This window comes from Nocardia sp. NPDC050408 (assembly GCF_044458905.1).
Classification (GTDB): domain Bacteria; phylum Actinomycetota; class Actinomycetes; order Mycobacteriales; family Mycobacteriaceae; genus Nocardia.
This window is the reverse complement of the sequence record NZ_JBITIL010000010.1, coordinates 210243-235010: the sequence shown is the minus strand read 5'-3', so window position 1 is coordinate 235010 and position 24768 is coordinate 210243. Positions and strand designations below refer to the sequence as shown.

Sequence of the window (24768 nt, the reverse complement as noted above, 5' to 3'; positions counted from 1 at the left end):
TGCATTGCCCCGCCATTGCGCAGTTATTGCCCGGCTATTGCGCGATCGATATATCTTCCGGCGCGAGCAGTCCGGTATCGGTCGGCAATGTCGCGATTACCGTTTCCAACCTGCGGTGATGCCGTTCGGCCACCAGCAGAAGGCGATCCACGTCCCGGGCCATGAATGCATCGAGCATCAGCGCGTGATCGGTATGCAGGCGCACCCGATCGCCGGGGCCGATATGCACCATGGACTGCACGGGCTCGGTGACATTCCACGCGGATTCGAGCATGTGCAGCAGCCGGAACATCCGCGACGGCTTGGTCAGCGCCACGTGGAAATGGCGAGACTGGCGATGGTACGAGACCGGGTCGTCATCTCGAATCGCCTGTTCCAGTAGCGAATTCACCTCGAGCAGGCGGGCGCGGTCGGCGTCGGTGGCATTGCGGGCCGCGGCCGCCAGTGAGGCGGTTTCCAGCGTCTCCCGCGCGATATACATTTCGCGCAGCTCGTTGGAGGTCAGCTGGGCCACCGCGTACCCACCGTGCGGCCGATGGGTGACCAGTCCCTCCCCGATCAATGTCTTGAGCGCCTCGCGCACTGGGATATGGCTGACGCCGAATAATTCGGCGACCTCGCGCAGCGGGATCACGGTGCACGGCGGCACGGCGCCATCCAGAATCACCCGGCGCAGTTCGCCGAGGATCACTTGCGGTCGGCCTGGTTCGTCGACAACCAACCTGGCCAGTAGCGCCGATCGTCGTCTCGGGGGCATGCTGGCACGCTATGCGAGCCGTATTGCGATCTCGGTCGCGGATGTGACAGTCAGGAAAAGTTCACCGAACCGACTGGTCTCACGGTTGGAATTTCGGCAGCACGATGGGCCGCATGGCCGTCGTGCGATGCTGTTGGTCGGCCTAACGACAGAGGTAATCCGATGACACTTACGGCAACGCAGTCGGTGGATCGTCGCTATGTGCGCCTGGTCGCCGAGTTCGACAGACTGTTTCGGCGGCCGAGCGACGGCGGCGGGTCGCTCGTGGTCTATCAGCATGGCGAACCGGTGGTGGACGTGTGGGCCGGATTCGCGCATCCGGGCGTGCCGTGGGCCGCCGATACCGTGGCAATGGCCTATTCCACCGGCAAGGGTGTGGTCTCGACGCTGGCGCACCGACTGGCCGAGCGCGGTCTGTTCGACTACGACGAGCCGGTCGCCACCTACTGGCCCGAATTCGGGGCGGCGGGTAAGGACCGCATTACGGTGCGGGAAATGCTCACGCATCGGGCGGGTCTGCATCGGTTGCGTGATCTGCTGCCAGGGCCGGTGGCGCGTTTCTTCGACGATGCCGAGGTCACCGCCGCACTCGCGGCCTGCGCCCCCGATCCGCGCCACACGGTGACCAGCGGCTATCACGGAATCTCCTTCGGACATTTGGTCGCCGAGCTGATTCGACGGGTCTCCGGTTCGGACTTCACCGAGCTGCTGCGCACCGAAATCGCGGAACCACTTGCGGCGCAAGAGCTCTGGTTCCGGGTGCCGGAATCCGAGCGCGGCCGCATTGCCACCAACTTTCCGCGGCTCACCGTCGCGGGGATGAATTGGGACAACAGTGCGCGGCTGATGGGCCGGACTCGTTTCGCGGCGGCCGCCGAAACCACACCACGCGGGTTCGCCGATATGGTTTCCGATCCGCGCCTGCATGATTGCGTGATTCCGGGCGTCAACGGGGTCTTCTCGGCGCGTGCGCTGGCGAGGATGTACAGCGCGCTCGCGACCGATGGGCGACTCGGGGACTTCCAGTTGTTGCGGCCGGAAACGATCGAACAGATCACCCAGCGCCAGGTCTTCACTCCCGATTACGTTCTAGCGTTTCGCATTCCGTGGGCGCTGGGCTACCACGGTGTGCCGATGAAGCCGTCGAAGGCCGAACCCGTCTCCGCCTTCGGTCATTTCGGCCTCGGTGGTTCGGGGGCGTTCGCTGATCCGGCTACCGGTATGTCGCTGGCCTTCGTCACCAATCGGCTCGGTGGGAGGTTGACGCCGTTGGGCGATGCGCGACTGGCGCGGCTCGGCGCCATTGCGCACAATATCGCGAAGGCCGGATAGGCGCGGGAAATCATCGGATGATTCCTGACCATGTCGCAGCGCATTCGTGCCATGGGCTGGCAGCATGGGCGCATGGAGTTGCTGGGACTGGAGCGGATCGAGGCGGCCGCGGCGGCATTGGCGCCGGTGATTCGACGGACGCCGGTGGTCGCGTCACGGGTGTTGTCAGAGCTTGCCGGAACCGAGGTGCGGCTGAAGTGCGAAAACCTACAGCGCACTGGCTCCTTCAAGCCGCGCGGGGCGTATTTCCGGATCGCGAACCTACCGGCGCAAGATCGGGCGCGCGGCGTGGTGGCGGCAAGTGCGGGCAATCACGCGCAGGGCGTCGCATGGGCCGCGGCTTCGCTCGGGATTCGCTCGACCGTGTTCATGCCGATGGGTGCTTCGCTGCCGAAGTTGGTGGCCACCAAGGCGTATGGCGCCGAGGTGCGCCAGGTCGGTGAGACCATCGACGACTCGCTGGATGCCGCACTGGATTTCGCCGAACGGACCGGTGCGACACTGATCCATCCGTTCGATCACGCCGATATCGTCGCCGGGCAGGCGACGGTGGCACTGGAGATCATCGAGCAGATGCCCGAGGTCGGAACGGTGATCGTGCCGACCGGCGGTGGTGGGCTCCTCGCTGGGGTCGCCATTGCCCTGCATCATGTCGCACCGCGAGTGCGGGTGGTCGGGGTGCAGGCGGCCCAGGCCGCGGCATGGCCGGATTCGCTGGCGGCGGGTAAGCCGATGCGGGTGGCGCGGATGTCGACCATGGCCGACGGTATTGCGGTCGGACTGCCGGGTGAGGTGCCGTTCGCGCATGTCGCGGCGCATGTGCCCGCAGTGGTGACGGTAGATGAGGATGCGCTGTCCAAGGCGCTGCTGCTGTGTCTGGAACGCGCGAAGTTGATCGTCGAGCCCGCCGGTGCCGCCGCGGTGGCGGCCCTGATGAGTTGCGAGCCCACCGAACTCGGGCTGCAGGGGTCGGTATGCGCGATCCTGTCCGGTGGCAATATCGATCCGATGATGCTGACCAGAATCATCGGTCACGGACTGGGTGCGGCCGGGCGGTATCTGGCTGTACGCGTGACGATTCCGGATCTTCCCGGCGCGTTGAGCGGATTGCTCGCCGTGATCGGGAAGACCGGGGCGAGCGTGGTGGATGTGGTGCACTCGCGGACCGGTGGGTGGCTCGCGGTCGACGAGGTCGAGGTATCGCTGACGTTGGAGACCCGGGGTCCTACGCACCGAGACGATGTGCTTGCCGCGCTGGAGAATTCAGGGTACGCGGTGCGCGTGGAGGATTAGTCGGGTCCGAGCGTGCTCGGACCCAACGTCGACTCCGTCAGCATTTGCGCTTGTAGAAGTACTTCGAGTTGGCATCCATATCGGCCTGGGTAATAGCCACCATATCGGTCTGGATATTGCGGATCACTGGCTTGCCCTCCAGCGCGGCCGCGGCCTCGTCGACGCCCTTCGCGCCGATCCCGGCCGGATCCTGTGCGATAAGTGCCTGCACGGTACCGGCTTTCAGATCCTCGACCTGTTTCGGACTCGCGTCGAAGCCGACCAATTTGACCTGGCCGAGCTTATTGGCATTGCGCAATCCGGTGGCCGCGCCTTCGGCCGAACTCAGGTTGGTGGCGAAGATCCCGGCGAGGTCGGGATGGGCGGCCAGTGTCGCGGTGACGATCGAAGCCGCCTGAGCCGCTTCATTATTGTTGTACTGCACGCCGAGCGAGGTGATGCCCGAATAGGCCTTCACCGCATCTTCGAAACCCTGGGCACGCGCGTCGGTAGTGGAGGTTCCGGCCTTGGTGTTGATCACCAGTACGGGGCCCTTGTCGCCGATGAGCTTGGCGAGCGTCTGCGCCGCGAGTTCGCCGCCCTTCTTGTTATCGGATGCGATCGACGACAGCGCGATCGAGGTGTCGTCCAGTGCGGTATCGACCTCGATGATTTTGATCCCGGCATCCTTGGCCTGTTTGATCGGATTCGCCATTGCCTGCGCATGGGTAGGGGCGATCAGGATGCCGCCTGGCTTATTGGCCACCACGCCGGTCAGCACCGGAGTCTGCGCGCCCGCATCGAATTTGGTCGGCGCCTGCGTCTGCAGTTTGTAGCCGAGTTTGCTCGCCTCGTCCTGCGCGCCGCACTGCATGGAGATGTAGAACGGTTCGTCGGCGACACCCGGAATCAGCACCAATTTCTTGGCATCCGTGCTGCCGGAATTGTTCACCGAACCACCACAGCCCACCACCAGTGCGCCGACCGCCGCCATCGCGCCGATCACCACCGCGGTCCGCTTCGCCACCCTCATTTGGCTACCTCCGCCTATTCTCTTATCGCGCAGTGTTGTAACTGCTTACCTCTCTACTTGCGGTCTCGGGCCCGGCGGCGCAGTTGGTCGAACCACACCGCCCCGACCAGCACCGCGCTCACCGCGATCGGCTGCCAGAACACCGGCACACCCGCGATGACGAAGCCCTTGCGCAGCACCGACGGAATGAAGACGCCGATGACGGTGCCGACGATGGTGCCGATCCCGCCGAAAAGGCTTGTCCCGCCGATGACTACACCGGCGATGGCATCCAGATTGTCGGTACCGTGTCCGCCGATGGTGGTCGTGCCGAAGTAGGCCAGATTCATGAATCCGGCCAGCCCGGCGAGTAATCCGGTCATCAGATAGACCAGCACGAGGTGGCGGGTGACCGCGATGCCCGAGCGCCGCGCGGCCTCCTCATTGGAGCCGATCGCATAGGTGTAGCGGCCGAATCGGGTTGTGTGCAGCACCAAGGCGGCGAGCACCGTTACCACCGCCGCGACCAGCACCAGATTCGGTACGCCACCCAGTGACGTCCCGAAACCCAACGAGTTGCGCAGCTTATCGGGCACCGTTCTGGTGTCGACACCGCCGGTGATGAGTTGTGCCGCACCGAGTGCCGCACCGAATGAGCCGAGTGTGACGATCAGCGGTGGAATCTTGGCCTTTGCCACCAGAATTCCATTGAGCAGGCCCCAGATGCCGCCGCCCGCAATGGAAATCAGGAAACCGACACCGATAATTCCCCAGCCGGCGCCGGTCGCGTTCTCGTCGGGACTCAGCCATTCCATCGTTTTCGCGCCGAGCACGCCCGCGAAGATCAGCACCATGCCGACCGACAGGTCGATGCCAGCGGTGATGATCACGAAGGTCATGCCCACCGAAAGCACCAGCAGCACCGACGTTTCGATCAGCAGAGTCTGCAGGGTGAAGCGGGTGGGGAAGGCGTCGGGGCGGATGACGCTGAAAACGACGTATAGTACAACGAGCACCACACCGATCCACAACGTACTCGCGCCCAGAAGTCGTTGCAGTACAGTGCGTTCCGGCAGATCGGGGCCGCCATTCGGCGCTGCTTTCCTCATGCGGCGTCCTCATGTGACAGCGCTCCGGTCATCGCGCCGACCAACTGCTCCAGCGTCGCATCGGCGGCGACGAACCGGGCCACCCGCTTGCCGAGTCGCAGCACCTCGATCCGGTCGGCCACCGCTAGCACCTCGGGCATATTGTGGCTGATCAGAACGACGGCAATGCCCTGGTCGCGCACATTGCGGATCACCTCGAGCACCCGCTCGCGCTGCACAACCCCGAGGGCCGCGGTCGGTTCGTCCATGAAGACGACCTTGCTCGCCCACAGCACCGCGCGCGCCACAGCGACACTCTGGCGCTGTCCGCCCGACAGGGCGCCGATCGGCACATCAGCGCTCTGCAGTGTCACGCCGAGGCGTCGGAAGTGCTCGACGGCTTGGTTTCGCATCGCCCGCTTGTCGAGCATGCCGAGTCTGCCCGCCCACCCGCGGCGAATCAGTTCCCGGCCGAGGAAGAGGTTGGCGGCCGGGTCCAGATCGGGTGCGACGGCGAGGTCCTGATATACGGTTTCGATGCCGAGATTGCGTGCGGCGGTCGGCGTACCGAGCACCGTTTCCGAACCGTCGAGCAGGATGGTCCCCGAATCCGGTTGTTCCGCCCCGGAAAGGCATTTCACCAGTGTGGATTTACCCGCGCCGTTATCGCCGATCAATGCGACGACCTCACCGGCGCGGACCTGAAAGTTGGCTCCCCGCAACGCCTCGACACCGCCGTAGCGTTTCCCCAACGCCTGGGCCTCGAGTACTACATCGCCCGGTTCCGATGCCATACCCTTACCCGCGTCTACTCAGCTGAGCAAGCGTCCGATCCATCGGCCGATGCTACGTTCGCCGCCGCCTCCCATGGGACGAATTCGGCAAAATGCGCAGGGCGCAACGAGACCGATCAGTCCCACCAGAAGCGCCACAGCTGCCGAAGCATGGATTCGGCGAGTTCATCGAGTGAATCGCGATCCTGTTCGGCAGCGTCCGGGCAGTACAGATACCCCTCCAAGGCCTGCGCGAGCGCGGCGTCTTCGGTCAGCTCCGGCTCGTGTGCGACGGCGAGCCACAGTGTGTCGGAATCCAATGCGACGAGTTCGCAGCTGCGCTCCGAGGCCGCCCACCGGCGCAGCATCAACGCGTGGTCGGCGCCGTCGAGGGCGTAGTTGAGCGCCTCGAAATCTCTCTTCATGAGCCGTCATTCAACAGCCACCCACCGGCAATCTCGCCGCGTGGATGTCAATGTGCGCCACCGAGTTCCAGAGCCAAGACACCGAGAATCACCAATGCGATGCCGCCGACCTGGATCAGCGAAAGTCTTTCGTCGAGGAAAAGGACACCGATGACGGCGATGGCCGCGACGCCGACCGCCGACCAGATGCCATAGGCGACACCGATCGGCATGCCGCGCTTCAAAGCCTGGGACAGGAAGAAGAAGGCCGCGCTATAGCCGAGGACAACGATGATCGCGGGCACCAATTTGGTGAAACCGTCGGAGATTTTGAGCGATACGGTCGCGGTGATTTCGGAGGCGATGGCCAGCGCCAGCAACAGCAGGGTCATCGGCGCAGCGTAAACCAGCGATATTAAGGGTTTGCACCGGCGGATCGAAAGATCACCCGCCCCAGCAACAGGGCCTGGATCAAGATCAGGTGGCACTGATGGTGGGGCCTCTCGGGCGATGCCGCCCTCAGTTCCACCTGATCTTGATCGTTGAGCTGAGGGCCTGCGCGAGGCGCGGGTTAGGAGGAAAGGGAGCGCAGGGTGGCGACGGTGTTGCGGATCTCGGTGAGTTGGGCCGCTACCTGGACGCCTGCGGTTCCGCCGCGGGCGTTGCGGGAGGCGATCGAGCCCTGCACGGTGAGGACTTCGCGGACCTGCGGGGTCAGGGCGGGATCGATGGCGGCGAATTCTTCGTCGGTCAGTTCGTCCAGGCCGACGCCGCGCGCCTCGGCGGCGCGCACACAGGCGCCTGCGGCCTCGTGCGCGACACGGAACGGAACACCCTGCCGGACAAGCCATTCGGCGATATCGGTGGCAAGGGTGAAACCGGCGGGGGCGAGTTCGGCCATGCGGTCGGTGTGGAAGGTGAGCGTCGAGACCAGGCCCGCGATGGCCGGGAGCAGCAGCTCGAGCTGGGCGACCGAATCGAACAGGGGCTCCTTGTCCTCCTGCAGATCCCGGTTGTAGGCGAGCGGTTGGGCTTTCAGAGTGGCCAGTAGTCCGGTCAGATTGCCGATGAGGCGACCGGCCTTGCCACGAGTGAGTTCGGAGACGTCCGGATTCTTCTTCTGCGGCATGATCGACGAGCCCGTGGACCAGGCGTCGGCGAGGGTGATGTAACCGAATTCCGGTGTGCTCCAGATGATCACCTCTTCGGCCATCCTGCTCAGATCGACGCCGATCATGGCGAGCACGAACGCCGCCTCGGCCGCGAAATCACGTGCGGAGGTGGCGTCGATCGAATTCGCCGCCGCCGCATCGAAATCCAGTTCGGTCGCGATGGCTTCCGGATCGAGTCCGAGCGAGGAACCGGCCAGGGCGCCCGAACCGTAGGGCGACACCGCCGCCCGCTTATCGAAGTCGCGCAGCCGATCGATGTCGCGCAGCAGCGGATGCGCGTGTGCGAGCAGATGATGCGCGAGCAGCACCGGCTGCGCGGCCTGCAGATGCGTCTTGCCTGGCATCACCGCATCCGGATGCGCGGCCGCCTGGGCGACCAGCGCGTCGACCACCTCGAGAAGCCCGGCGGCGACCCGGCGCGCCGCATCACGCAGCCACATCCGAAAGAGCGTGGCCACCTGGTCATTACGCGAGCGCCCGGCCCGCAGTCGGCCGCCGAGTTCGGCGCCGACCCGATCGATCAGCCCGCGCTCCAGCGCACCGTGCACGTCCTCGTCGGCCTCGGCGGGGGCAAACGCACCCGAATCCACGTCCGCCGCAAGGTTATCCAGTCCGGCCAGCATGGCGGCGAGGTCGCTCTCCGACAGCAGTCCCGCCTTGTGCAGCACGCGCGCGTGTGCCTTCGACGCGCGAATGTCGTAGGGAGCCAGCGCCCAGTCGAAATGGGTCGACTTGCTCAGCGCGGCCATCGCCGCGGCCGGTCCGGACGCGAAACGTCCGCCCCAGAGCGCCCCTTCGTTGGTGCTGCCGCTCTGCGTCATCGTGTGCTGTCTCCTCAGGGTCGTCGGGCGGTGAACAAAATGTCGGTGGTCATTTTCGCGGCGGCGTCTTGCGGCACTTCGCGGCCGCGGTTGCGCAGTACCTCGACCGGATCGGCGCGGGTCGCCGTCCAGCCATGGCTGGTGAACCAGTCGATCGGATCGCTGCGGCCCTCGTCGGAATACCACAGGGTGCCGACGTCGACCCGGACGTCGATTTCAGCGGATTCCACCTCTCGCACGGCATTCGGGTCGGGTGCCGGCATTCCCGAGCGGTAGATCCCCACGCGACTGCCCGGCGCACTCAGCGCCACGATGCTGTCGAACAGCCGGTCCTGCGCATCCGCCGGGAGGTAGCGCAACAGTCCCTCGACCAGCCATGCCGTCGGCACGGCAGGGTCGAATCCGTGCTCCCGCATCGCCGTTGGCCAATCCTGACGCAGATCCACCGCAACCTCACGGCGCTCTGCCACAGGCTCTACGTCCGCGAGCGCTACCGCCTTGAACTCCAATACCTTTGGCAGATCCAATTCGAATACCGTTGTCCCGCTGGGCCATTCGAGTCGGTACGCTCTAGCATCCAAGCCCGCTGCCAGGATGACGAACTGACTGATGCCGTCAGTAGCCGCATCCTGGCAGTAAGTATCCAAATAGCAGGTGCGCGCGATCAACGAGCCGATGATCGGGCCCATCGCCCGCGTCGCGGCCTCCTCGAGGCCCTCGACCTCACCGCGGGCGATGCGCGTCCACGACTCCGAGCCGACGGCCGTCACCAGCAGTTCGGCATAGGAGTCGTGGAACAGCGCGTCCGGGCGACGGGATTCGGCCGCGCGCATGGCGGCGACGCCGAGGGCGGTGGCGCCCACGCTCGACTCGATATCCCAGCTGTCGTCGTCGGTCCGCATGGCGCTCCTTTCGGGTCGGCGCGATGGCACCGACCCGATCGAGCCTAATAGGCGCAGTCGGACGCAGTCCGTCGCTGAATCTCGCGCGCTCGGCCGAGCGAAGGCGACGCCTACTTCTGGTTGAGGTCGCGACGGGCCGCGACCTTGGAGGACAGGCCGTGGATCTGCACGAATCCCTTGGCGAGCGACTGGTCGAAGCTGTCGCCCTCGTCGTAGGTGGCCAGGTTGAAGTCGTAGAGCGACTGCTCGGAGCGGCGGCCGTTGACCACGACGGAACCGCCGTGCAGCACCATCCGGATATCGCCGGTGACGTGCTGCTGGGTTTCGGCGACGAAGGCATCCAGTGCACGCTTGAGGGGGGAGAACCAGAGGCCGTCGTAGGCCAGCTCGCCCCAGCGCTGCTCGACCTGCCGCTTGTAGCGGCCCAGTTCGCGCTCGATGGTGACGTTTTCCAGGGCCTGGTGCGCGGTGATCAGCGCGATCGCGCCGGGGGCCTCGTAGATCTCGCGGCTCTTGATGCCGACGAGCCGGTCCTCGACCATATCGAGGCGACCGACGCCCTGGCGGCCCGCCCGGTGGTTCAGCTCGACGATGGCCTCGAGCACGCTGACCTGGCGACCGTCGATGGCGACCGGTACACCCTTGTCGAAGGTGACGATGAGTTCGTCGGGCGCCTCGAAGTTCACCGTCGGGTCCGAGGTGTAGTCGTAGACGTCCTTGGTCGGCGCATTCCAGAGGTCCTCGAGGAAGCCGGTCTCCACCGCGCGACCCCACACGTTCTGGTCGATCGAGAACGGCGACTTCTTGGTGACATTGATCGGGAGCTGGTTCTCCTCGGCGAAGGCGATGGCCTTCTCCCGAGTCCAGGCGTAGTCGCGGACCGGGGCGATCACATTCAGGTCGGGAGCCAGCGCGCCGATGCCGACCTCGAAGCGGACCTGATCGTTGCCCTTACCGGTGCAGCCGTGCGCGACGGTGCTCGCGCCATGGAACTTGGCGGCCTCGACCAGGTGCTTGACGATGAGCGGGCGGCTGATCGCCGAGACCAGCGGGTACTGGCCCATGTACATGGCGTTGGCCTGGATGGTCGGCAGGCAGTACTCGTTGGCGAATTCGTCGCGCGCATCGACCACGATCGCCTCGACGGCGCCGCAGTCCAGCGCACGCTGGCGCACCACATTCATGTCCTCGCCGCCCTGGCCCAGATCGATGGCGACCGCCACGACCTCGGCGCCGGTCTCCTTGCCGATCCAGCTGATCGCAACGGAGGTATCGAGCCCACCGGAGTAGGCGAGTACGACGCGCTCGGACATGTCTTTGTGCTCCTCGGTTTCGTGCTTGTCTGCAGGTCGTGCCCGCATCCGCGGGCGGCTGGGCGCGGCGCCCACCGACGCGCCCAAATCGCACGTCAGGCGGCCCTCACCGTCTTGCAAATGATTATGCACGATGATGCAAGCCCATTCACAACCGGGTCCGAGTTCAACCTTCCCGGTAGCACCTTGGCACCCCCTTGCACCTATGTCACGCTTTATCCGTTAACTATCGGAGCGGGCAAAGGACGGACCCATGCTGCTGCACCTCATAGCAGGAGAATTCAGCACCCTCGGCAACGACGTCCTCGACCTCGGCCGCGCCCTACTCGACCTCGTCCAAGACATCATCAGCGTCGGCACTCCAGACACCCCCCACAGCGGCGGCCAATACCCGTTCGGCTGAGGCACAAGAAGACTCGCGCCGTGCAATAGCATCGCCATCCAGCGCTCGCCTCGACCATGTTGTGCCCTATGCGGGGTAGCCACTGATGTGCGTCACCAATCGCAGTGTCGGTCACGTCGAGCGACCGGCGACTCTGCGCGACGAGAGTTCGCGCCTCAGGCCAGTTCCTCGATTTTGGCGGCTAGTTCGGCGCCTGTGAGGGGTTCGCGGGCTATTACCGCGATGGTGTCGTCGCCAGCGATGGTGCCCACGATGAAGGGGAGGGCAGCGCGGTCCAGAGCGCTGGCCAAGTAGTGGGCGGCGCCAGGTGGGGTGCGCAGTACGGCGATATTGCCGCTGGCATCGGTGGAGACCAGGAGGTCGCCGAGGAGTTTGGAGAGGCGGTCGGTTCCACCCGTGACACCGCGCACCGGGCTGCCGTCTTCGGGCACCACGTAGACACCCGCACCGCCGTCGGCGGCGCGCAGTTTGACGGCGCCGAGTTCATCGAGGTCGCGGGAAAGAGTGGCCTGAGTGGTTTCGATGCCTTCGGCGGCGAGCAGCGCGGCGAGTTCGGTCTGGCTGCGGACCGCGTGGGCCGTCAGCAGTTCGATAATGCGGGACTGGCGGCCGGCGCGGGTTCGAGCGATAGCGGGAGCGGACTTACCCGCGTCGGGCTGGACGGTCATGACCATGCCTCACCGAAACGTCTCGCACCGGGCCCGAAGAAGGCCGTGTTGGATCGGCCGCGGGGCCCCGCGTGGTCACCCCGAGCCCTCGAGTCTGTCGCTGCCGCGGCACCGGATCGCTCGCAAGCACTCACCGCGCCTCACCTCGCTTGGCCAACAACCACACCAGCAGCGCCTTCTGTGCATGCAGCCGATTTTCCGCCTCGTCCCACACCGCGCTATGCGGTCCGTCGAGCACCTCGTCGGTGATCTCCTCGCCGCGATGCGCCGGAAGGCAGTGCAGCACAAGGGCATCCGGCTGCGCCTTGGCAAGCAGATCGTCGTTGAGCTGGAACGGACGGAATGGGCCGACGCGATCGAGACCGTCGTTCTCCTGACCCATGGAAGTCCAGGTATCGGTCACCAGAGCATCGGCACCCGCCGCGGCGGCAACCGGGTCGCCGGTGAGGGTGATGGTCGCGCCGGTCTCGGCCGCCCGCTTGCGCGCGGCTTCCAGGATCCATGGCAATGGTTCGAAACCCGTTGGCGCGGCGATGGTTACGTTCATGCCCGCAGTCACACCACCGAGCAGCAGCGAGTGCGCCATATTGTTCGCGCCGTCGCCGAAGTAGGTGAGGTTGCGTCCGACCAGACTGCCCTTGCGCTCGACGAGGGTCTGGAGATCGGCGAGCACCTGACAAGGGTGGAACTCATTGGACAAGGCATTGACGACCGGAACCGTTGCGGTAACCGCCATTTCGTCCAAACGCAGCTGTTCGAAGGTGCGCCACACGATCGCATCGACATAGCGCGAGAGCACCCTGCCGGTATCGCCGAGCGTCTCCTCGCGCCCGAGCTGGGTGTCGCGACCGTCGACCACCACCGCATGCCCGCCGAGCTGCGCAATACCCATCTCGAACGAGAACCGCGTGCGGGTGGAGTTCTTCTCGAAGATCACCCCGACTCCGCGCGGCCCCTCCAGCGGCCGGTGCGCGAACGGGTCCTTCTTCAATTCCGCTGCCAGCGCGAGGATTTCGGCCTGCTCGGCAGGCGTGACATCATCGTCGCGCAGAAAGTGCCGAATCGGTCCACCCGTATCCCGGCCGCCGCCCCTCCGGGAATCGCTCCGCGATGCTGTACTCATTTGTCCCCCTTGGCGTCCGCGATCGCACCGTCGAGGATCTCGGGCAGATCGCCGACGAAATTGTCGGCCTGGGTCTCGGTGAGCACCAGCGGCGGCGCGAGCCGAATGATATTGGGCTTGGGCGCATTCACCAGATAGCCCGCCTCGCGCGCCCGGTTCTCGACCTCGGCCGAGATATCGTCGGTCAGCACGATACCGAGCAGCAGACCCGCGCCCCGCACGTGATCGATCAGCGGGTGCTCGAGCAGTTCGATGCCATCACTGAGCCGCTTGCCGACGGATTCGACATGAGCGAGCAGATCGGTCTCATCGATGGTCCGCAGAACCGCCAAAGCCGCTGCGGCACAGACCGCGTTGCCGCCGAACGTGGTGCCGTGCAGACCCGGCGTCAGCAGATCGGCGGCCGGTCCGGTGGCCAGCACCGCACCGATCGGCAGCCCACCGCCGAGCCCCTTGGCCAGTGTGATCACATCCGGCACAATGCCGAATGCCTGATGCGCGTAGAACTTTCCGCACCGGCCGATACCGGTCTGCACCTCGTCGAGGACCAGCAGCGCACCGTGACGCGCGGTGATCTCCCGCGCCTTCACCAGATAGTCGATCGGCGGCACGACAACGCCGCTCTCCCCCATCATCGGTTCGAGGAATACCGCCGCGGTGTCCTCGTCGACAACCGCCTCGAGCGCCGCCACATCGCCGTAGGGCACATGGACGACACCGGCGGGCATCGGCTCGAACGGCGTCCGCTTGGAGGGCTGTCCGGTGAGCGCGAGCGCACCCATGGTCCGGCCGTGGAAGGCCTCATCGGTCGCGATGATCTTGGGCCGACCGGTCAGCCGCGCCATTTTGAACGCCGCCTCAACGGCCTCGGTGCCGGAGTTGCAGAAGAACGCGCGGCCGTGGCCGTCCCCGAATTCACCGTCACCGAAGTGCGCGAGCAGCCGTTCGGCCAGTTCGATGACCGGTTCGTTGGCGTAGATATTCGAGGTGTGGCCCAATGTGCCGAGCTGCTGGGTGACGGCTTCCAGAATCGCCGGATGTGCGTGGCCGAGGCTGTTGACCGCGATGCCGCCGAGAAAGTCGATGTAGCGTTTGCCGTCCGCGTCGTAGACCACCGCACCCGCACCGCGCACCAGCGCGACCTTGGGGGTGGCGTAGTTCTTCATCAACGCGGCGGACCACCGCTGTTGCAGCTCTGCTGTGTCACTCATATTTTCGTTCCGTTCAGTGTGTCCGCCGCGCTCGTCGGCAGCGGGGCGGGCGTCACCATCGTTCCGATTCCTTCTCCGGTGAACAGTTCCAACAGCACCGAATGCGGGACCCGACCGTCGATGACATGTGCGGTCGGCACTCCGCCCTGCACGGCGCGCAGGCAGGCTTCCATCTTGGGCACCATGCCCGCATCAAGTCGCGGGAGCAACTCGGCCAGTTCGGCGGCGTCGAGGTGCGAGGTGAGCGACGAACGGTCCGGCCAGTTGGTGTACAGGCCCTCGACGTCGGTCAGGATCACCAGCTTTTCCGCGCCGATACCCTCGGCGAGCGCGGCCGCAGCGGTATCGGCATTGATGTTGTGCACCACGCCGTCGGCATCCGGGGCGATGGTGGAGACCACCGGAATGCGCCCCGCGCCGATGAGGTCGAGCACCGCGTCGGCATTCACCTCGGTGACATCGCCGACCAGCCCGATATCTGTCGCCTCGCCGTCGACATCGACGGTGCGTCGAGTCGCGGTGAACAGGCGCGCGTCTTCACCGGAGATGCCGACCGCGTACGGGCCGTGCGCATTGATCAGCCCGACCAGTTCCCGACCGACCTGACCGAACAGCACCATCCGCACCACGTCCATTACCTCGGGTGTGGTGACGCGGAAGCCACCGCGAAATTCGCCTTGCAGCCCAAGCTTTTTCAGCATTGCGCTGATCTGCGGTCCGCCGCCGTGCACCACCACCGGTTGCACACCGACGGTGCGCAGGAACGCCATATCGGCGGCGAAGGCATGTTTCAGGCCCGCATCGATCATCGCATTGCCGCCATATTTGACGACTACGATTTTGTCGCGGAACTTCTGCAGCCACGGCAATGCGTCGGCGAGGACGTGCGCCTTGTCCAACGCCGAAAGTCCCTGCACCGCATCGCTGGTAATGGCTCCGGCTCGCTGGCGCTCACCTTCGCCGTGCCCAGCGATGCCGGCTGTGTTGAGGGTTCGCTCGCCGCGCTCGATCATGAGCTGTAGGCCGAATTCTCTTCGACATAGCCGTGCGACAGATCGGTGGTCCGCACGGTGGCGGTGCCGTCACCGACATTCAGTTCGATCCGCACCTCGATATCGGCGCCGGACAGATCTACCTCGCGCGCACCCGGCGCTCCGACGCCGTCGACGCAGACCGGATTTCCGTTGAACGACACCGAGATCCGGTTCGGATCCAGGGTGATCGGCGCGATGCCGACGGCGGCGAGCACCCGGCCCCAGTTCGGGTCGGAACCGAAGAGCGCGGTCTTGACCAGACTGTCGCGGGCGACGGCGCGCGCCGCGATCAGCGCCTCATCCTCGGAGACCGCACCGGCGACGGTGATCTGCACCCGCTTGGTCACGCCCTCTGCGTCGGCCATCAGCTGGGCGGCCAGATCGTCGCAGACCGCGAGCACCGCAGCGTCGAGGTCCTCCTGTGACGGCGTGGCCTCGCTCGCCCCGTTGGCGAGCAGCAACACGGTGTCATTGGTGGAGCAGGAGCCGTCGACATCGAGCCGGTCGAAGGTGAGCCGCGTCGCGTTGCGCAGTGCGCGATCCAGCTGTTCGGCACTCGCGGCGGCATCGGTGGTGAGCACCACCAGCATGGTCGCCAGCGAGGGGGCGAGCATGCCCGCGCCCTTGGCCATGCCGCCGACATTCCACTTGTCGCGGTGGTGGAACGCCGCTTCCTTGGGCACGGTGTCGGTTGTCATGATCGCGTGCGCCGCATCGAGTCCGCCGGACAGTCCGCCGCCCATTTCGTGCACGATCTCGGTGACGGCCGGGATCACCTTGTCCATCGGCAGCCGATCGCCGATCAAACCCGTTGAGCAGACCGCGATTTCGCCCGCGCCGGTTTCGGTGCCCCAATTACTCAGCGCCTTGGCCAATTCCTCGGCGGTCTGGTGGGTATCCTGGAATCCGCCTGGACCGGTACAGGCATTGGCTCCACCGGAATTCAGGATCACCGCACGCAAGCGGCCAGTGGTGAGCACCTGCTGCGACCACAGCACCGGTGCGGCCTTCACCTGGTTGCGGGTGAACACGCCTGCGGCCGCGTATTCCGGGCCCTCGTTGAATACCAGTGCCAGATCGGGTTTTCCGCTGGCCTTGATGCCAGCGGCGATGCCAGCAGCCCGGAAGCCGAGCGGTGCGGTCACGCCCTGGCTCCGGACCAGCTTGCCTGCCGGAGTTCCGATCGTCGTCACGGTGCCACTCCTACGGTGGAAAGTCCTGCGGTCTCGTCGAATCCGACCGCCAGATTCATGGATTGAACCGCGGCGCCCGCGGTGCCCTTGGTCAGGTTGTCGATCGCGCCGATCACCACCAGCAGTCCGGCATCGGCATCCACCGCGACCTGGAGGGTGACGGCATTGGAGCCGAGTACCGAACCCGTCTGCGGCAGTGTGCCTTCTGGCAGCAGCTGCACGAATGGTTCGTCGGCGTAAGCCTTTTCATAGACCGCGCGAGCCTGTTCAGCGTCGACTCGGGTCGGGGCCGTGCAGGTCGCGAGGATGCCACGCGGCATCGGCGCCAGCACCGGGGTGAACGACACGGCGACCTCGCTACCACCGGCGGCCCGCAGGTTCTGCGCGATTTCCGGGGTGTGCCGGTGCGCGCCCGCGATGCCATAGGCCCGCACCGAACCCATCACCTCGGAGCCGAGCAGACCGATATCGAGTTTGCGGCCCGCGCCCGAAGTACCGCTCACCGCAACAACATTCACCTTCGGTTCGACGATTCCGGCCGCGATCGCGGGTGCCAGCGCGAGGCTGGCGACCGTGGGATAGCAACCGGGAACGGCGATCCGGTGCGCGCCGCGCAGCCGCTCGCGCCCGCCCGGCAGTTCCGGTAGGCCATAGGGCCAGCTGCCCGCGTGCGTGGTGCCGTAGTACTTCTCCCAGGCGACCGCGTCGGTCAGCCGGAAGTCGGCGCCGCAGTCGATGATCACCGTCGACTCCGGCAGCTGCTCCGCGATGGCCGCCGATTGGCCGTGCGGCAGGCCGAGGAAGACGATGTCATGGCCGGCCAGCTCGTCGAGCGTGGTCGGCGCGAGCACGCGGTCGGCTAGGGGCAGCAGGTGCGGCTGGAGCTCCCCCAGCGTGCTACCCGCATTCGATCCCGCGGTCAGCGCCCCGATGACGAGGCGCCCGTCGCGGTAGGCCGGATGACCGAGCAAGAGACGCAACACCTCGCCGCCGGCGTATCCACTGGCACCGGCGACAGCAACCCGCAACACTGGGTTACTCGACGAATCAACCATGTGATGATTATGCACGATTATGCAAGCTCATTCATGAACGGGGGTCTGCATAGCCCAGCCGGACCCTTGTCACCAGGCCGTTCCGTTATACGCCTGAGCGGTCATACCCGGAAAGAACCCATCTCAATCGGGTTGATGAGATTTAGCACCCGCCCCGACGGGGACAGACGGGAGTCCCAGGATCGCGGTGGACCCGACTGCCCATCAGACCGGTGCTCACCGCGACCTGAGTAGCGACCACGATGATCAACAGTCCAGCAGCGGCGTAGAACCCGAGTTGGACGCGCTACCGGGGCCGTGGACGGTCGCTCAGTGCGGACGAGGTGTTCAGGCAACCGTGGCAGGATCGATGCCGAGCGCCTCCCGCAGGCCCCTTTCGCCCTTCGGAGTGAGGCGGACAGCGCGGCCGGAGCCGACGCGCCGCACCCAATCCAGTACCTGCAACCGGCGGCACAACTGTGCTCCGGCAGCACCGCCGAGGTGGGTGCGGCGTTCGGTCCAGTCGAGGCAGGGGCGGGCAATCGGGCGGCGAGTCCGCAGCGTGTTCGCCTCGATGCCCATCGGGCCCGTCAGCCACGCCAGACCCGCGTCGGTGAGGGCGAAGCCGCTGTCGTCATCGAGTAGTTCGCGCTCGGTCATGGCATCGGTGATCGCGACGCCGAGTCGGCCCGCGAGATGGTCGTAGCAGGTTCGGCCGCGGGCCAGGGCCGCAGCCGCGGTGGACGCGCGAAGCGTCGTGGACTCGGGCCGTGCCGGTTCCAGGTGGGCGACCATGGTCTCCAATAACTCGGCGACCTGCGAGCTCGCCAGCTGCACGTAGCGGTGCCTGCCCTGCCGGCGTTCGATGAGTAGACCACCATCGAACAGCCGGTTCAGATGTTCGGTCGCGGTGGATGGCGCCACTCCGGCATGGCGGGCCAGCTCGCCCGCCGTCCAAGCGCGACCGTCGAGCAGTGCCAGGCACATATCGGCGCGGGTGCGGTCGGCCAGCAGGGTGGCCAGTCCGGCCAGCTCGGCTCCTCGGGTTTGCACCACCCTATGATCGCGCCGGGTTGATTCGGCGACCACCGAAACGTCGGCGGGATAGCGTCGCGACATGAACAGTCCTGTGATCACCGATCCCGATCGGGTGCGGGCGGTATTGGCCGATGCCCCGATGCCCGCGGTTTCTCGCGACGTGCCACCGGCCGGGATCGCGTGGCTGCGCGCCACCGTCGCCCGATTCTGTGACGGGGCCGAACATGATCGGCGGCGAGGCCTGGTCGTGGCGGAATTGGCGCGGCTGGCTCCCGAGGTGCTGCGCGCACGGGCCAGGATGACCGATGGGAAACTGCCGCATGTTCGCGTGCTAGCGGAAGCGCTTGGGCTCCAGGATATCTCGCTATCGTCCGTCGCCGTGGCCGCCGCGCACTACCAGCCCCACGAACCCGACAGCCCGGAGGCGGATCGGGCCGTCACGGAATTGGTCGGCGCCTGCGGCGGAGTGGCCGATGAGCGGACCGCCGCGCGGATCGGTCTGCTGATCCAGGCTTGTCAGGCGACAGGTGCGCTGGTGGACAACGCACGTCGGCTCGCAGGTGCGGGTGCCGCCGATGAGATCATCGCGCGAACGTTGGTCGAGGATCCACCGGTGCGCCGCACCCGCCGCGTCCTCGACGATGAACTGGTCGAACTCGACCTCACCGGCGCGGGTCTGGGATTCGGCGCAGGGCCGCATGTCTGCCCCGGTCGCGACCATGCCATCGCCATCGCCACCGGAATCATCGAGGGGTCATGACGAACAAGACGAAGGCTTTTCACGATCTGCACCACGGGGCCGGGCCGCTGGTGCTGCCCAATGCCTGGGACTTCGGGTCGGCCGCCGTGCTGGCCGCGGAGGGGTTTGCGGCGATCGGGACCACCAGTCTGGGTGTCGCGGTGGCGGCTGGTCTCACCGATGGCGCCGGTGTCACGCGCGATGAAACACTTGCGCTGGCAAAGAGGCTCGCGCGGCTACCGGTGCCGGTCACCGTCGATATCGAGGGTGGGTTCAGCGAAGACCCGGGGACGGTTGCCGAATATGTCGCGCAGCTGGCCGGTCTGGGCATCGCCGGAGTGAACCTCGAGGATGGGCGGGCAGATACGGCTCTGGCCGAGCCCGGGCACCACGCGGAGTTGATCGCCGCGATCAAGTCGCGCGCGCCCGAGTTGTTCGTCAATGCCCGGGTCGATACGTATTGGCTGCGGCTGCAACAGGGTTCGACTCTGGCTCGCGCCGAGGAATATGTGAAGGCCGGTGCCGATGGGGTTTTCGTGCCCGGCGTGACCGATCCGGATCAGATCGGCCGGATCGTCGCGGCGGTGCCGCTGCCGGTCAACATGTTGTACTCGGTCGCCGGGCCGTCGATCGCGGAACTCGCGGCCTTGGGTGTGCGGCGCATCAGCACGGGATCGCTGCTGTATCGCGCGGCGCTGGCCGGGATCGTGGATGTAGCGCGGGCGGTGCGCGACGGCGGGGCCATTCGCTCCGGCATTCCCAGCTACCGCGAAATCCAGGCGATCACGGGGTCGTAAGAAACCGCCGAAAGATTTCTGTCCGCGATGTCGATTCAGCGGGTAGCCGCTCGTGTAGGAGGTGAAGCCGGTAGCGGACCGGCCAGCAACAGGAAGGACTTCCTCATGAGCAAGATCATCGCGGTCGAGCACGTCACCCTGGACGGCGTCATGCAGGCCCCCGGCCGGGCCGACGAGGACGTCAGGGACGGTTTCCGGTACGGCGGCTGGGCGCATCGCCACGACGATCCGGTGCAGGCCCAGGTGATGGGCGAACATATGGCGACCCACCACGGAGCGCTGCTGTTGGGGCGGCGGACCTATGAGGACTTCTACGGCTTCTGGCCGCATCAGACCGACAATCCGTTCACCGAGGTGCTTAACAAGACCGAGAAGTTCGTCGCGTCCCGGACGCTGACCGAGCCGCTGCCCTGGCAGAACTCCACGCTGCTTGCCGACGCCGTCCCCGCGGTGGCCGACCTGGGTCAGGATCTCGTGGTGCTCGGCAGCGGCGACCTGCTGCGATCACTGATGCGGCATGATCTGGTCGACGAGCTTCTGCTGCTGATCCACCCGATCGTGGTCGGCGGCGGGCAGCGGCTGTTCGACGGGGTCGGCCTCGGCGAATTGCGACTCGTCGACAGCGTCGCGACCACCACCGGCGTGGTGATCGTCACCTATCAGCGGGATGAGGAGAAGCGATGAAGCAGTACCTGCTCAGCATCTACCAGCCCGACGACGTCGCGCCGCCGGACAATCTCGACGAGATCATGCGCGACCTGGAAGCCGTCAACGACGAGATGCGGGCCGCGGGCGCATGGGTTTTCGCCGCTGGACTGCATCCGCCGAGCACCGCCACCGTGCTGCGTGCCAGCGCCGACGACGTGCTCATCACCGATGGGCCGTACGTCGAAAGTAAGGAGCACATAGGCGGATTCACCATCATCCAGGTGGCGAATCTCGATGAAGCACTCGAATGGGGTCGCAGGGTGGCGGCGGTGGTGACCCTGCCGATCGAGATCAGACCGCTCGCCGATGGTTGAGGTCACCCCGGCCGTGATCGAGGACGTCTTCACCGAACATTACGGTCGCGCGGTCGCCAGCCTGATTCGCGTCTTCGGCGATATCACCGTCGCCGAAGACGCGGTGCAGGATGCCTTTACGGCCGCGGTGCAGCGCTGGCCGTCGGACGGACTGCCGCCGAGCCCACCGGGCTGGATCATCACTACGGCCCGCAATCGCGTCATCGATAGACTGCGCCGCGAGGCAACGCGGCACGATCGTCATGTCGTGGCCGCCCTCCTGCGCGCCGACGACGAACCGCCCGATTCCGTTGCGGTGCAGGATGATCGGCTCCGACTGATCTTCACCTGCTGTCACCCGGCCCTGTCGCTCAACGCACAGGTCGCGCTCACCTTGCGACTGCTCGGCGGGTTGACTACCCCCGAAATCGCCCACGCCTTCCTCACTTCCGAATCGACAATGGCCCAGCGGCTCGTCCGAGCCAAGGGCAAGATCCGCGACGCACGCATCCCGTACCGGGTCCCCCGCGATGCGGACCTACCCGCCCGGCTCCGCGCGGTCCTCGCCGTCATCTACCTCGTCTTCACCGAAGGTCACACGGCCACCTCGGGCGATCGCCTCGTGCGGGCCGAGCTGTGTAGCGAGGCAATCCGCCTGGGGCGCTTACTCATCGAGCTGATGCCCGATGAGCCGGAGGTGCGTGGGCTGCTCGCCTTGATGTTGCTCACCGAATCACGTCGGGACGCGCGCACCGCGCCGGACGGTTCGCTCGTACCACTGCCGGAACAGGATCGCCTTCGCTGGAATCGCGCCCTCATCGCAGAGGGCCAAGCACTCGTCCGAGAGTGCCTGCGCCGCAACCAACCCGGTCCGTATCAGATCCAAGCGGCGATCAATGCGGTACATGCGGACGCTCCGGACGCGAAATCCACTGACTGGCAACAGATCCTACGTCTGTACGACCAATTGTCCACCGTGGCACCGAGTCCGGTGGTGGCCCTGAACCGGACAGTGGCGGTCGCCGAGGTCGCGGGAGCGGATGCGGCGCTCGCGCTACTCAACGAAATCGACCTCCCGAACCACCATCTGTACCACGCGATCCGCGCCGATCTGCTACGCCGACTCGGTCGCAACACCGAGGCGATCCGCGCCTACGACACCGCCATCACCCGTACGCCCAACACCGCCGAACGGACCTTCCTACGGCGACAACGGGACAACCTCGCCTCGGCTAACTAGAGCGATGAGCGGTTTCACTTACTCTGCCCTAATGGTGGTACCGGATCTCTGCGGCCAACTCGCGTTGCCGAGTATCAACTCCCACCGATGACGCCGTACTTCTTCCACCAGTCGAACAGTGGGACCGCGCCGGTGGAGTCGCCGGCGAAGGCGATGGCCAAGACGAAGTCGCGTTCGTCCGTCCATTCCAGCGCCGGTACCGGTAGTGCGCTGCCGGTACTCCGAGTGCAGGCTAGATTGCCGGTGTAGATGGTCTGACCGTTGTGGGTTACCTTGCTCGAGCGATCGAGTTTGCCGTCAGGGCAGGGGACGACCGCGCCTCGGATGGTGGCCTGGTACGCGTCGTTGAGAGCGGCAAGGTTCGGATACAAATAGAAGTGGGCTTCCGGCGTGCCGCCGACGTTCGGTGTGCCGGTGGGATTCGCATTGCATGACAGGGCGGCCACGCTGGTGGCGTCGCCCTTGCCCCGTCGGCAGTTGCTGGCGCTGTAGCCCTGTGGCAGCAATTGCAAGAGGTTCTTTTCGGCGGGAGTGAGCTGCGCGGACGAAGGGGCTGGTGATGATGCGGCCGGTATCGACACCGGGGGCGGTGCGGGGTTCGCGGAAGTCGGAGTTGGCGGGTTGATGACAGAGTAGAGCCCCCACCCGCCCAATGCGAGTGCTGCGACGCCCGCCACCGAGCCGAGCGCGATCAGCGCTCGCACCTTCCATCGGTGGACGGCGGGCTGGGGGCCCGCGAACGCCTGCCGTCCGGGTGGGGCGGGCCACGGAACAGGAGGAGACGGCACCTGATCGGCCTGGGGCCAGACCGATCCTGCCGCGGCCTGACCTGCCGCCGAGGGCGGCCATGGGGTGCCGTCGAGCGGAGAGTCGCCCAGATTCGACGGCCCGGCCGGGACGCCCGGCACGGGATATCGGATGGTGGTGGGAGCTGCGGGCGGTTGACCAGCTGGGTGCTCCACGCCAGGTTCGCTGCGATGGTCATCCGGCGCCTTGGTCGGCACTGCCTCGTGATGCTCGGCCGGAGCTTCCTGGGCGATTGTGGCCAGGTGGGCGCGCTCAGGCTCGGTCAACACGGCGGCTGCAGCCAACGCCAAGTCGCCGGCGCTCGGGTAGCGGTCGGCTGGATCGCGGGCCATCCCGCGCGCGACGACCGCATCGAATCCAGGCGATAGACCAGGACGAACCGCGGATGGTTTCGGCGAGGGCTCCAACATCAGCGCCCGTATCAGTGTGGCGAACGAGTCGGCGTGGTACGGCCGCTCGCCGGTCAAGCATTCATGCAACACGCAGCCCAACGAGTACACGTCGGCGCGATTGGTCACCGCGACGTTCTCGAACCGTTCGGGCGCCATATAGGAGAACGTGCCGATGGCGTGACCCGTGTTCGTCAGCCGGGGGTCAGTAGGGGTCGTCGCCAGACCGAAGTCGACGAGGTACGCGAAATCGTCGCCGGTCATATTGTCACGAGTGATCAGGATGTTTTCGGGTTTGATGTCGCGATGCACCCGATGATCGGCGTGGGTGGCATCCAGCGCGGACGCCACCTGCTGCACGATGGAAACCGCTCGCGCCGGCGACATCGGCCCGTAACCGGTCAACAACTTACGCAGATCCGGACCGTCGATGAGCCGCATGTCTATATAGAGGCGGCCATCGACCTCACCCCAGTCGTGGATCGGCACCACGTGCGGATTGCTGAGCCGCGCCGCGCCGTGCGACTCGCGCCGGAACCGCTCTCGATACTCGGGGTCGGCGCCCAGCGCCTCCGGCAACAGTTTCAACGCGATGTTGCGGTCTTTGACGGTGTCATAGGCTTCATACACCTCACCCATTCCGCCCCGACCGATCAGCCGCAACACCTGATACCGTCCGAACCGCGTTCCCAGTCGGGATTCGCTCTCGGCGCTCATCGCGAGGGCCCGCCCATTCTCCTGCGCCGCCCACACAAGGAGCCGGCGTCAGCGAGCCTGCCGGCGACAGGGGATAGATCAGAATCTCCGAGCCCAACGATGACCGCCGAACCGGCCGAAACTTGACTAGCGCCGTTGATATCGTCTCTATTCACGGCAGCCCTCCACAAAGACGGAAGCCACGACGAACTCAGCTCAAATGTCCATGATAGCACTTTGCTATGATGACGCCGGGCGCGACCCCGACGATGGGTGAGTCCGCCTGGAGCAGGTCCATCCGGCAAGGTCAGGGTCGGCGCGGAAGCTGGCGCCTTCGATGAGTCGGATTGTTGTCGGTGTCGGCAATTCCAGGCTCAGAGGCTCGCCTTGACGAATCCTTGGTGGGCATTTGCGCCCCCACCGACCAGCAGCATTCGTTGCAAGCTGGTCGGTGACTGGCCGGCCATCCCGATAAACCCGTACTCGCCTCCCAGCCGGGTCGGCTCTCGTCGGCCGAATCAGCGTCGAGCCCTGACTCGTGCGCGGCTG

25 protein-coding genes are annotated in these 24768 nt (G+C 66.0%); 8 read left to right on the top strand and 17 right to left on the bottom strand.

Annotated elements, in window-relative coordinates; all coding sequences use genetic code 11:
- Nucleotides 1–34: 34 nt before the first annotated feature.
- Complete coding sequence (locus ACIBJI_RS27105; protein WP_364352149.1) at nt 35–757, bottom strand: GntR family transcriptional regulator; 723 nt, start codon at nt 755–757, stop codon at nt 35–37.
- 162 nt (nt 758–919) lie between these two features.
- On the opposite strand from ACIBJI_RS27105, the gene ACIBJI_RS27100 reads away from it, so the two are divergent.
- Both ACIBJI_RS27100 and ilvA read left to right on the top strand, forming a co-directional pair.
- Nucleotides 920–2089, top strand: a complete 1170-nt coding sequence (locus ACIBJI_RS27100) for a serine hydrolase domain-containing protein (RefSeq protein ID WP_364352152.1) — start codon at nt 920–922, stop codon at nt 2087–2089.
- Nucleotides 2090–2119: 30 nt separating this feature from the next.
- Nucleotides 2120–3382: a threonine ammonia-lyase gene (gene ilvA, locus ACIBJI_RS27095; protein ID WP_397086448.1), complete on the top strand. Its 1263-nt coding sequence runs from the start codon at nt 2120–2122 to the stop codon at nt 3380–3382.
- Between the two features lie 37 nt (nt 3383–3419).
- Here ilvA and ACIBJI_RS27090 read toward each other — a convergent pair whose 3' ends face one another.
- The 8 genes from ACIBJI_RS27090 to ACIBJI_RS27055 form a co-directional block, all read right to left on the bottom strand.
- The gene (locus tag ACIBJI_RS27090; RefSeq protein WP_364352158.1) at nt 3420–4394 is read right to left on the bottom strand and encodes an ABC transporter substrate-binding protein; all 975 of its coding nucleotides are present in this window, start codon (nt 4392–4394) and stop codon (nt 3420–3422) included.
- 53 nt (nt 4395–4447) lie between these two features.
- Nucleotides 4448–5482 (bottom strand): ABC transporter permease, encoded by a 1035-nt coding sequence (locus tag ACIBJI_RS27085; protein ID WP_396960026.1) that lies wholly within the window; start codon nt 5480–5482, stop codon nt 4448–4450.
- The gene (locus tag ACIBJI_RS27080) at nt 5479–6255 is read right to left on the bottom strand and encodes an ATP-binding cassette domain-containing protein (RefSeq protein WP_364352164.1); all 777 of its coding nucleotides are present in this window, start codon (nt 6253–6255) and stop codon (nt 5479–5481) included. The genes ACIBJI_RS27085 and ACIBJI_RS27080 overlap by 4 nt, the downstream gene beginning before the upstream one ends.
- A gap of 116 nt (nt 6256–6371) precedes the next feature.
- The gene (locus tag ACIBJI_RS27075; RefSeq protein ID WP_364352167.1) at nt 6372–6659 is read right to left on the bottom strand and encodes a DUF4253 domain-containing protein; all 288 of its coding nucleotides are present in this window, start codon (nt 6657–6659) and stop codon (nt 6372–6374) included.
- 47 nt (nt 6660–6706) lie between these two features.
- Complete coding sequence (locus ACIBJI_RS27070; protein WP_364352170.1) at nt 6707–7030, bottom strand: multidrug efflux SMR transporter; 324 nt, start codon at nt 7028–7030, stop codon at nt 6707–6709.
- A 179-nt stretch (nt 7031–7209) separates the two neighbouring features.
- Nucleotides 7210–8631: an argininosuccinate lyase gene (argH, locus tag ACIBJI_RS27065; RefSeq protein ID WP_397086446.1), complete on the bottom strand. Its 1422-nt coding sequence runs from the start codon at nt 8629–8631 to the stop codon at nt 7210–7212.
- A 14-nt stretch (nt 8632–8645) separates the two neighbouring features.
- Nucleotides 8646–9533 (bottom strand): class I SAM-dependent methyltransferase, encoded by an 888-nt coding sequence (locus tag ACIBJI_RS27060; protein ID WP_364352176.1) that lies wholly within the window; start codon nt 9531–9533, stop codon nt 8646–8648.
- Between the two features lie 110 nt (nt 9534–9643).
- Nucleotides 9644–10846 (bottom strand): argininosuccinate synthase, encoded by a 1203-nt coding sequence (locus tag ACIBJI_RS27055; protein ID WP_364352179.1) that lies wholly within the window; start codon nt 10844–10846, stop codon nt 9644–9646.
- A gap of 253 nt (nt 10847–11099) precedes the next feature.
- On the opposite strand from ACIBJI_RS27055, the gene ACIBJI_RS27050 reads away from it, so the two are divergent.
- Nucleotides 11100–11249, top strand: a complete 150-nt coding sequence (locus ACIBJI_RS27050) for a hypothetical protein (protein ID WP_364352182.1) — start codon at nt 11100–11102, stop codon at nt 11247–11249.
- A gap of 155 nt (nt 11250–11404) precedes the next feature.
- Here ACIBJI_RS27050 and ACIBJI_RS27045 read toward each other — a convergent pair whose 3' ends face one another.
- From ACIBJI_RS27045 to ACIBJI_RS27015, 7 genes are all read right to left on the bottom strand, one after another.
- The gene (locus tag ACIBJI_RS27045; RefSeq protein WP_040689265.1) at nt 11405–11917 is read right to left on the bottom strand and encodes an arginine repressor; all 513 of its coding nucleotides are present in this window, start codon (nt 11915–11917) and stop codon (nt 11405–11407) included.
- 130 nt (nt 11918–12047) lie between these two features.
- A complete protein-coding gene (gene argF, locus ACIBJI_RS27040) occupies nt 12048–13040 on the bottom strand; it encodes an ornithine carbamoyltransferase (protein ID WP_364352186.1) in 993 nt (330 codons plus the stop codon).
- The gene (locus tag ACIBJI_RS27035; RefSeq protein WP_364352189.1) at nt 13037–14251 is read right to left on the bottom strand and encodes an acetylornithine transaminase; all 1215 of its coding nucleotides are present in this window, start codon (nt 14249–14251) and stop codon (nt 13037–13039) included. The genes argF and ACIBJI_RS27035 overlap by 4 nt, the downstream gene beginning before the upstream one ends.
- Nucleotides 14248–15264, bottom strand: a complete 1017-nt coding sequence (gene argB, locus ACIBJI_RS27030) for an acetylglutamate kinase (RefSeq protein WP_397086442.1) — start codon at nt 15262–15264, stop codon at nt 14248–14250. The genes ACIBJI_RS27035 and argB overlap by 4 nt, the downstream gene beginning before the upstream one ends.
- The gene (gene argJ, locus ACIBJI_RS27025) at nt 15261–16478 is read right to left on the bottom strand and encodes a bifunctional glutamate N-acetyltransferase/amino-acid acetyltransferase ArgJ (RefSeq protein WP_364352192.1); all 1218 of its coding nucleotides are present in this window, start codon (nt 16476–16478) and stop codon (nt 15261–15263) included. Before argJ ends, argB begins: the two co-directional genes overlap by 4 nt.
- Nucleotides 16475–17533, bottom strand: a complete 1059-nt coding sequence (gene argC, locus ACIBJI_RS27020; protein ID WP_364352195.1) for an N-acetyl-gamma-glutamyl-phosphate reductase — start codon at nt 17531–17533, stop codon at nt 16475–16477. The genes argJ and argC overlap by 4 nt, the downstream gene beginning before the upstream one ends.
- Before the next feature lie 327 nt (nt 17534–17860).
- Nucleotides 17861–18631, bottom strand: a complete 771-nt coding sequence (locus ACIBJI_RS27015; RefSeq protein WP_396960006.1) for an ArsR/SmtB family transcription factor — start codon at nt 18629–18631, stop codon at nt 17861–17863.
- Between ACIBJI_RS27015 and ACIBJI_RS27010 the strand changes: the two genes are divergently transcribed.
- The 5 genes from ACIBJI_RS27010 to ACIBJI_RS26990 all read left to right on the top strand — a co-directional run bounded on the left by ACIBJI_RS27010 (nt 18630) and on the right by ACIBJI_RS26990 (nt 22327).
- Complete coding sequence (locus ACIBJI_RS27010) at nt 18630–19310, top strand: hypothetical protein (protein WP_396960004.1); 681 nt, start codon at nt 18630–18632, stop codon at nt 19308–19310. The two genes, ACIBJI_RS27015 and ACIBJI_RS27010, sit on opposite strands and share 2 nt — an antisense overlap.
- A complete protein-coding gene (locus ACIBJI_RS27005; protein ID WP_364352204.1) occupies nt 19307–20086 on the top strand; it encodes an isocitrate lyase/phosphoenolpyruvate mutase family protein in 780 nt (259 codons plus the stop codon). Before ACIBJI_RS27010 ends, ACIBJI_RS27005 begins: the two co-directional genes overlap by 4 nt.
- A 105-nt stretch (nt 20087–20191) precedes the next feature.
- A complete protein-coding gene (locus tag ACIBJI_RS27000) occupies nt 20192–20770 on the top strand; it encodes a dihydrofolate reductase family protein (protein WP_364352207.1) in 579 nt (192 codons plus the stop codon).
- Nucleotides 20767–21108 (top strand): YciI family protein, encoded by a 342-nt coding sequence (locus ACIBJI_RS26995; protein ID WP_364352210.1) that lies wholly within the window; start codon nt 20767–20769, stop codon nt 21106–21108. The genes ACIBJI_RS27000 and ACIBJI_RS26995 overlap by 4 nt, the downstream gene beginning before the upstream one ends.
- On the top strand, nt 21101–22327 hold the full coding sequence (locus ACIBJI_RS26990; RefSeq protein ID WP_397086438.1) for an RNA polymerase sigma factor: 1227 nt from the start codon (nt 21101–21103) through the stop codon (nt 22325–22327). The genes ACIBJI_RS26995 and ACIBJI_RS26990 overlap by 8 nt, the downstream gene beginning before the upstream one ends.
- Nucleotides 22328–22401: 74 nt before the next feature.
- On the opposite strand, the gene ACIBJI_RS26985 is transcribed toward ACIBJI_RS26990, so the two are convergent.
- On the bottom strand, nt 22402–24240 hold the full coding sequence (locus ACIBJI_RS26985; RefSeq protein ID WP_364352216.1) for a serine/threonine-protein kinase: 1839 nt from the start codon (nt 24238–24240) through the stop codon (nt 22402–22404).
- Between the last annotated feature and the right edge of the window lie 528 nt (nt 24241–24768).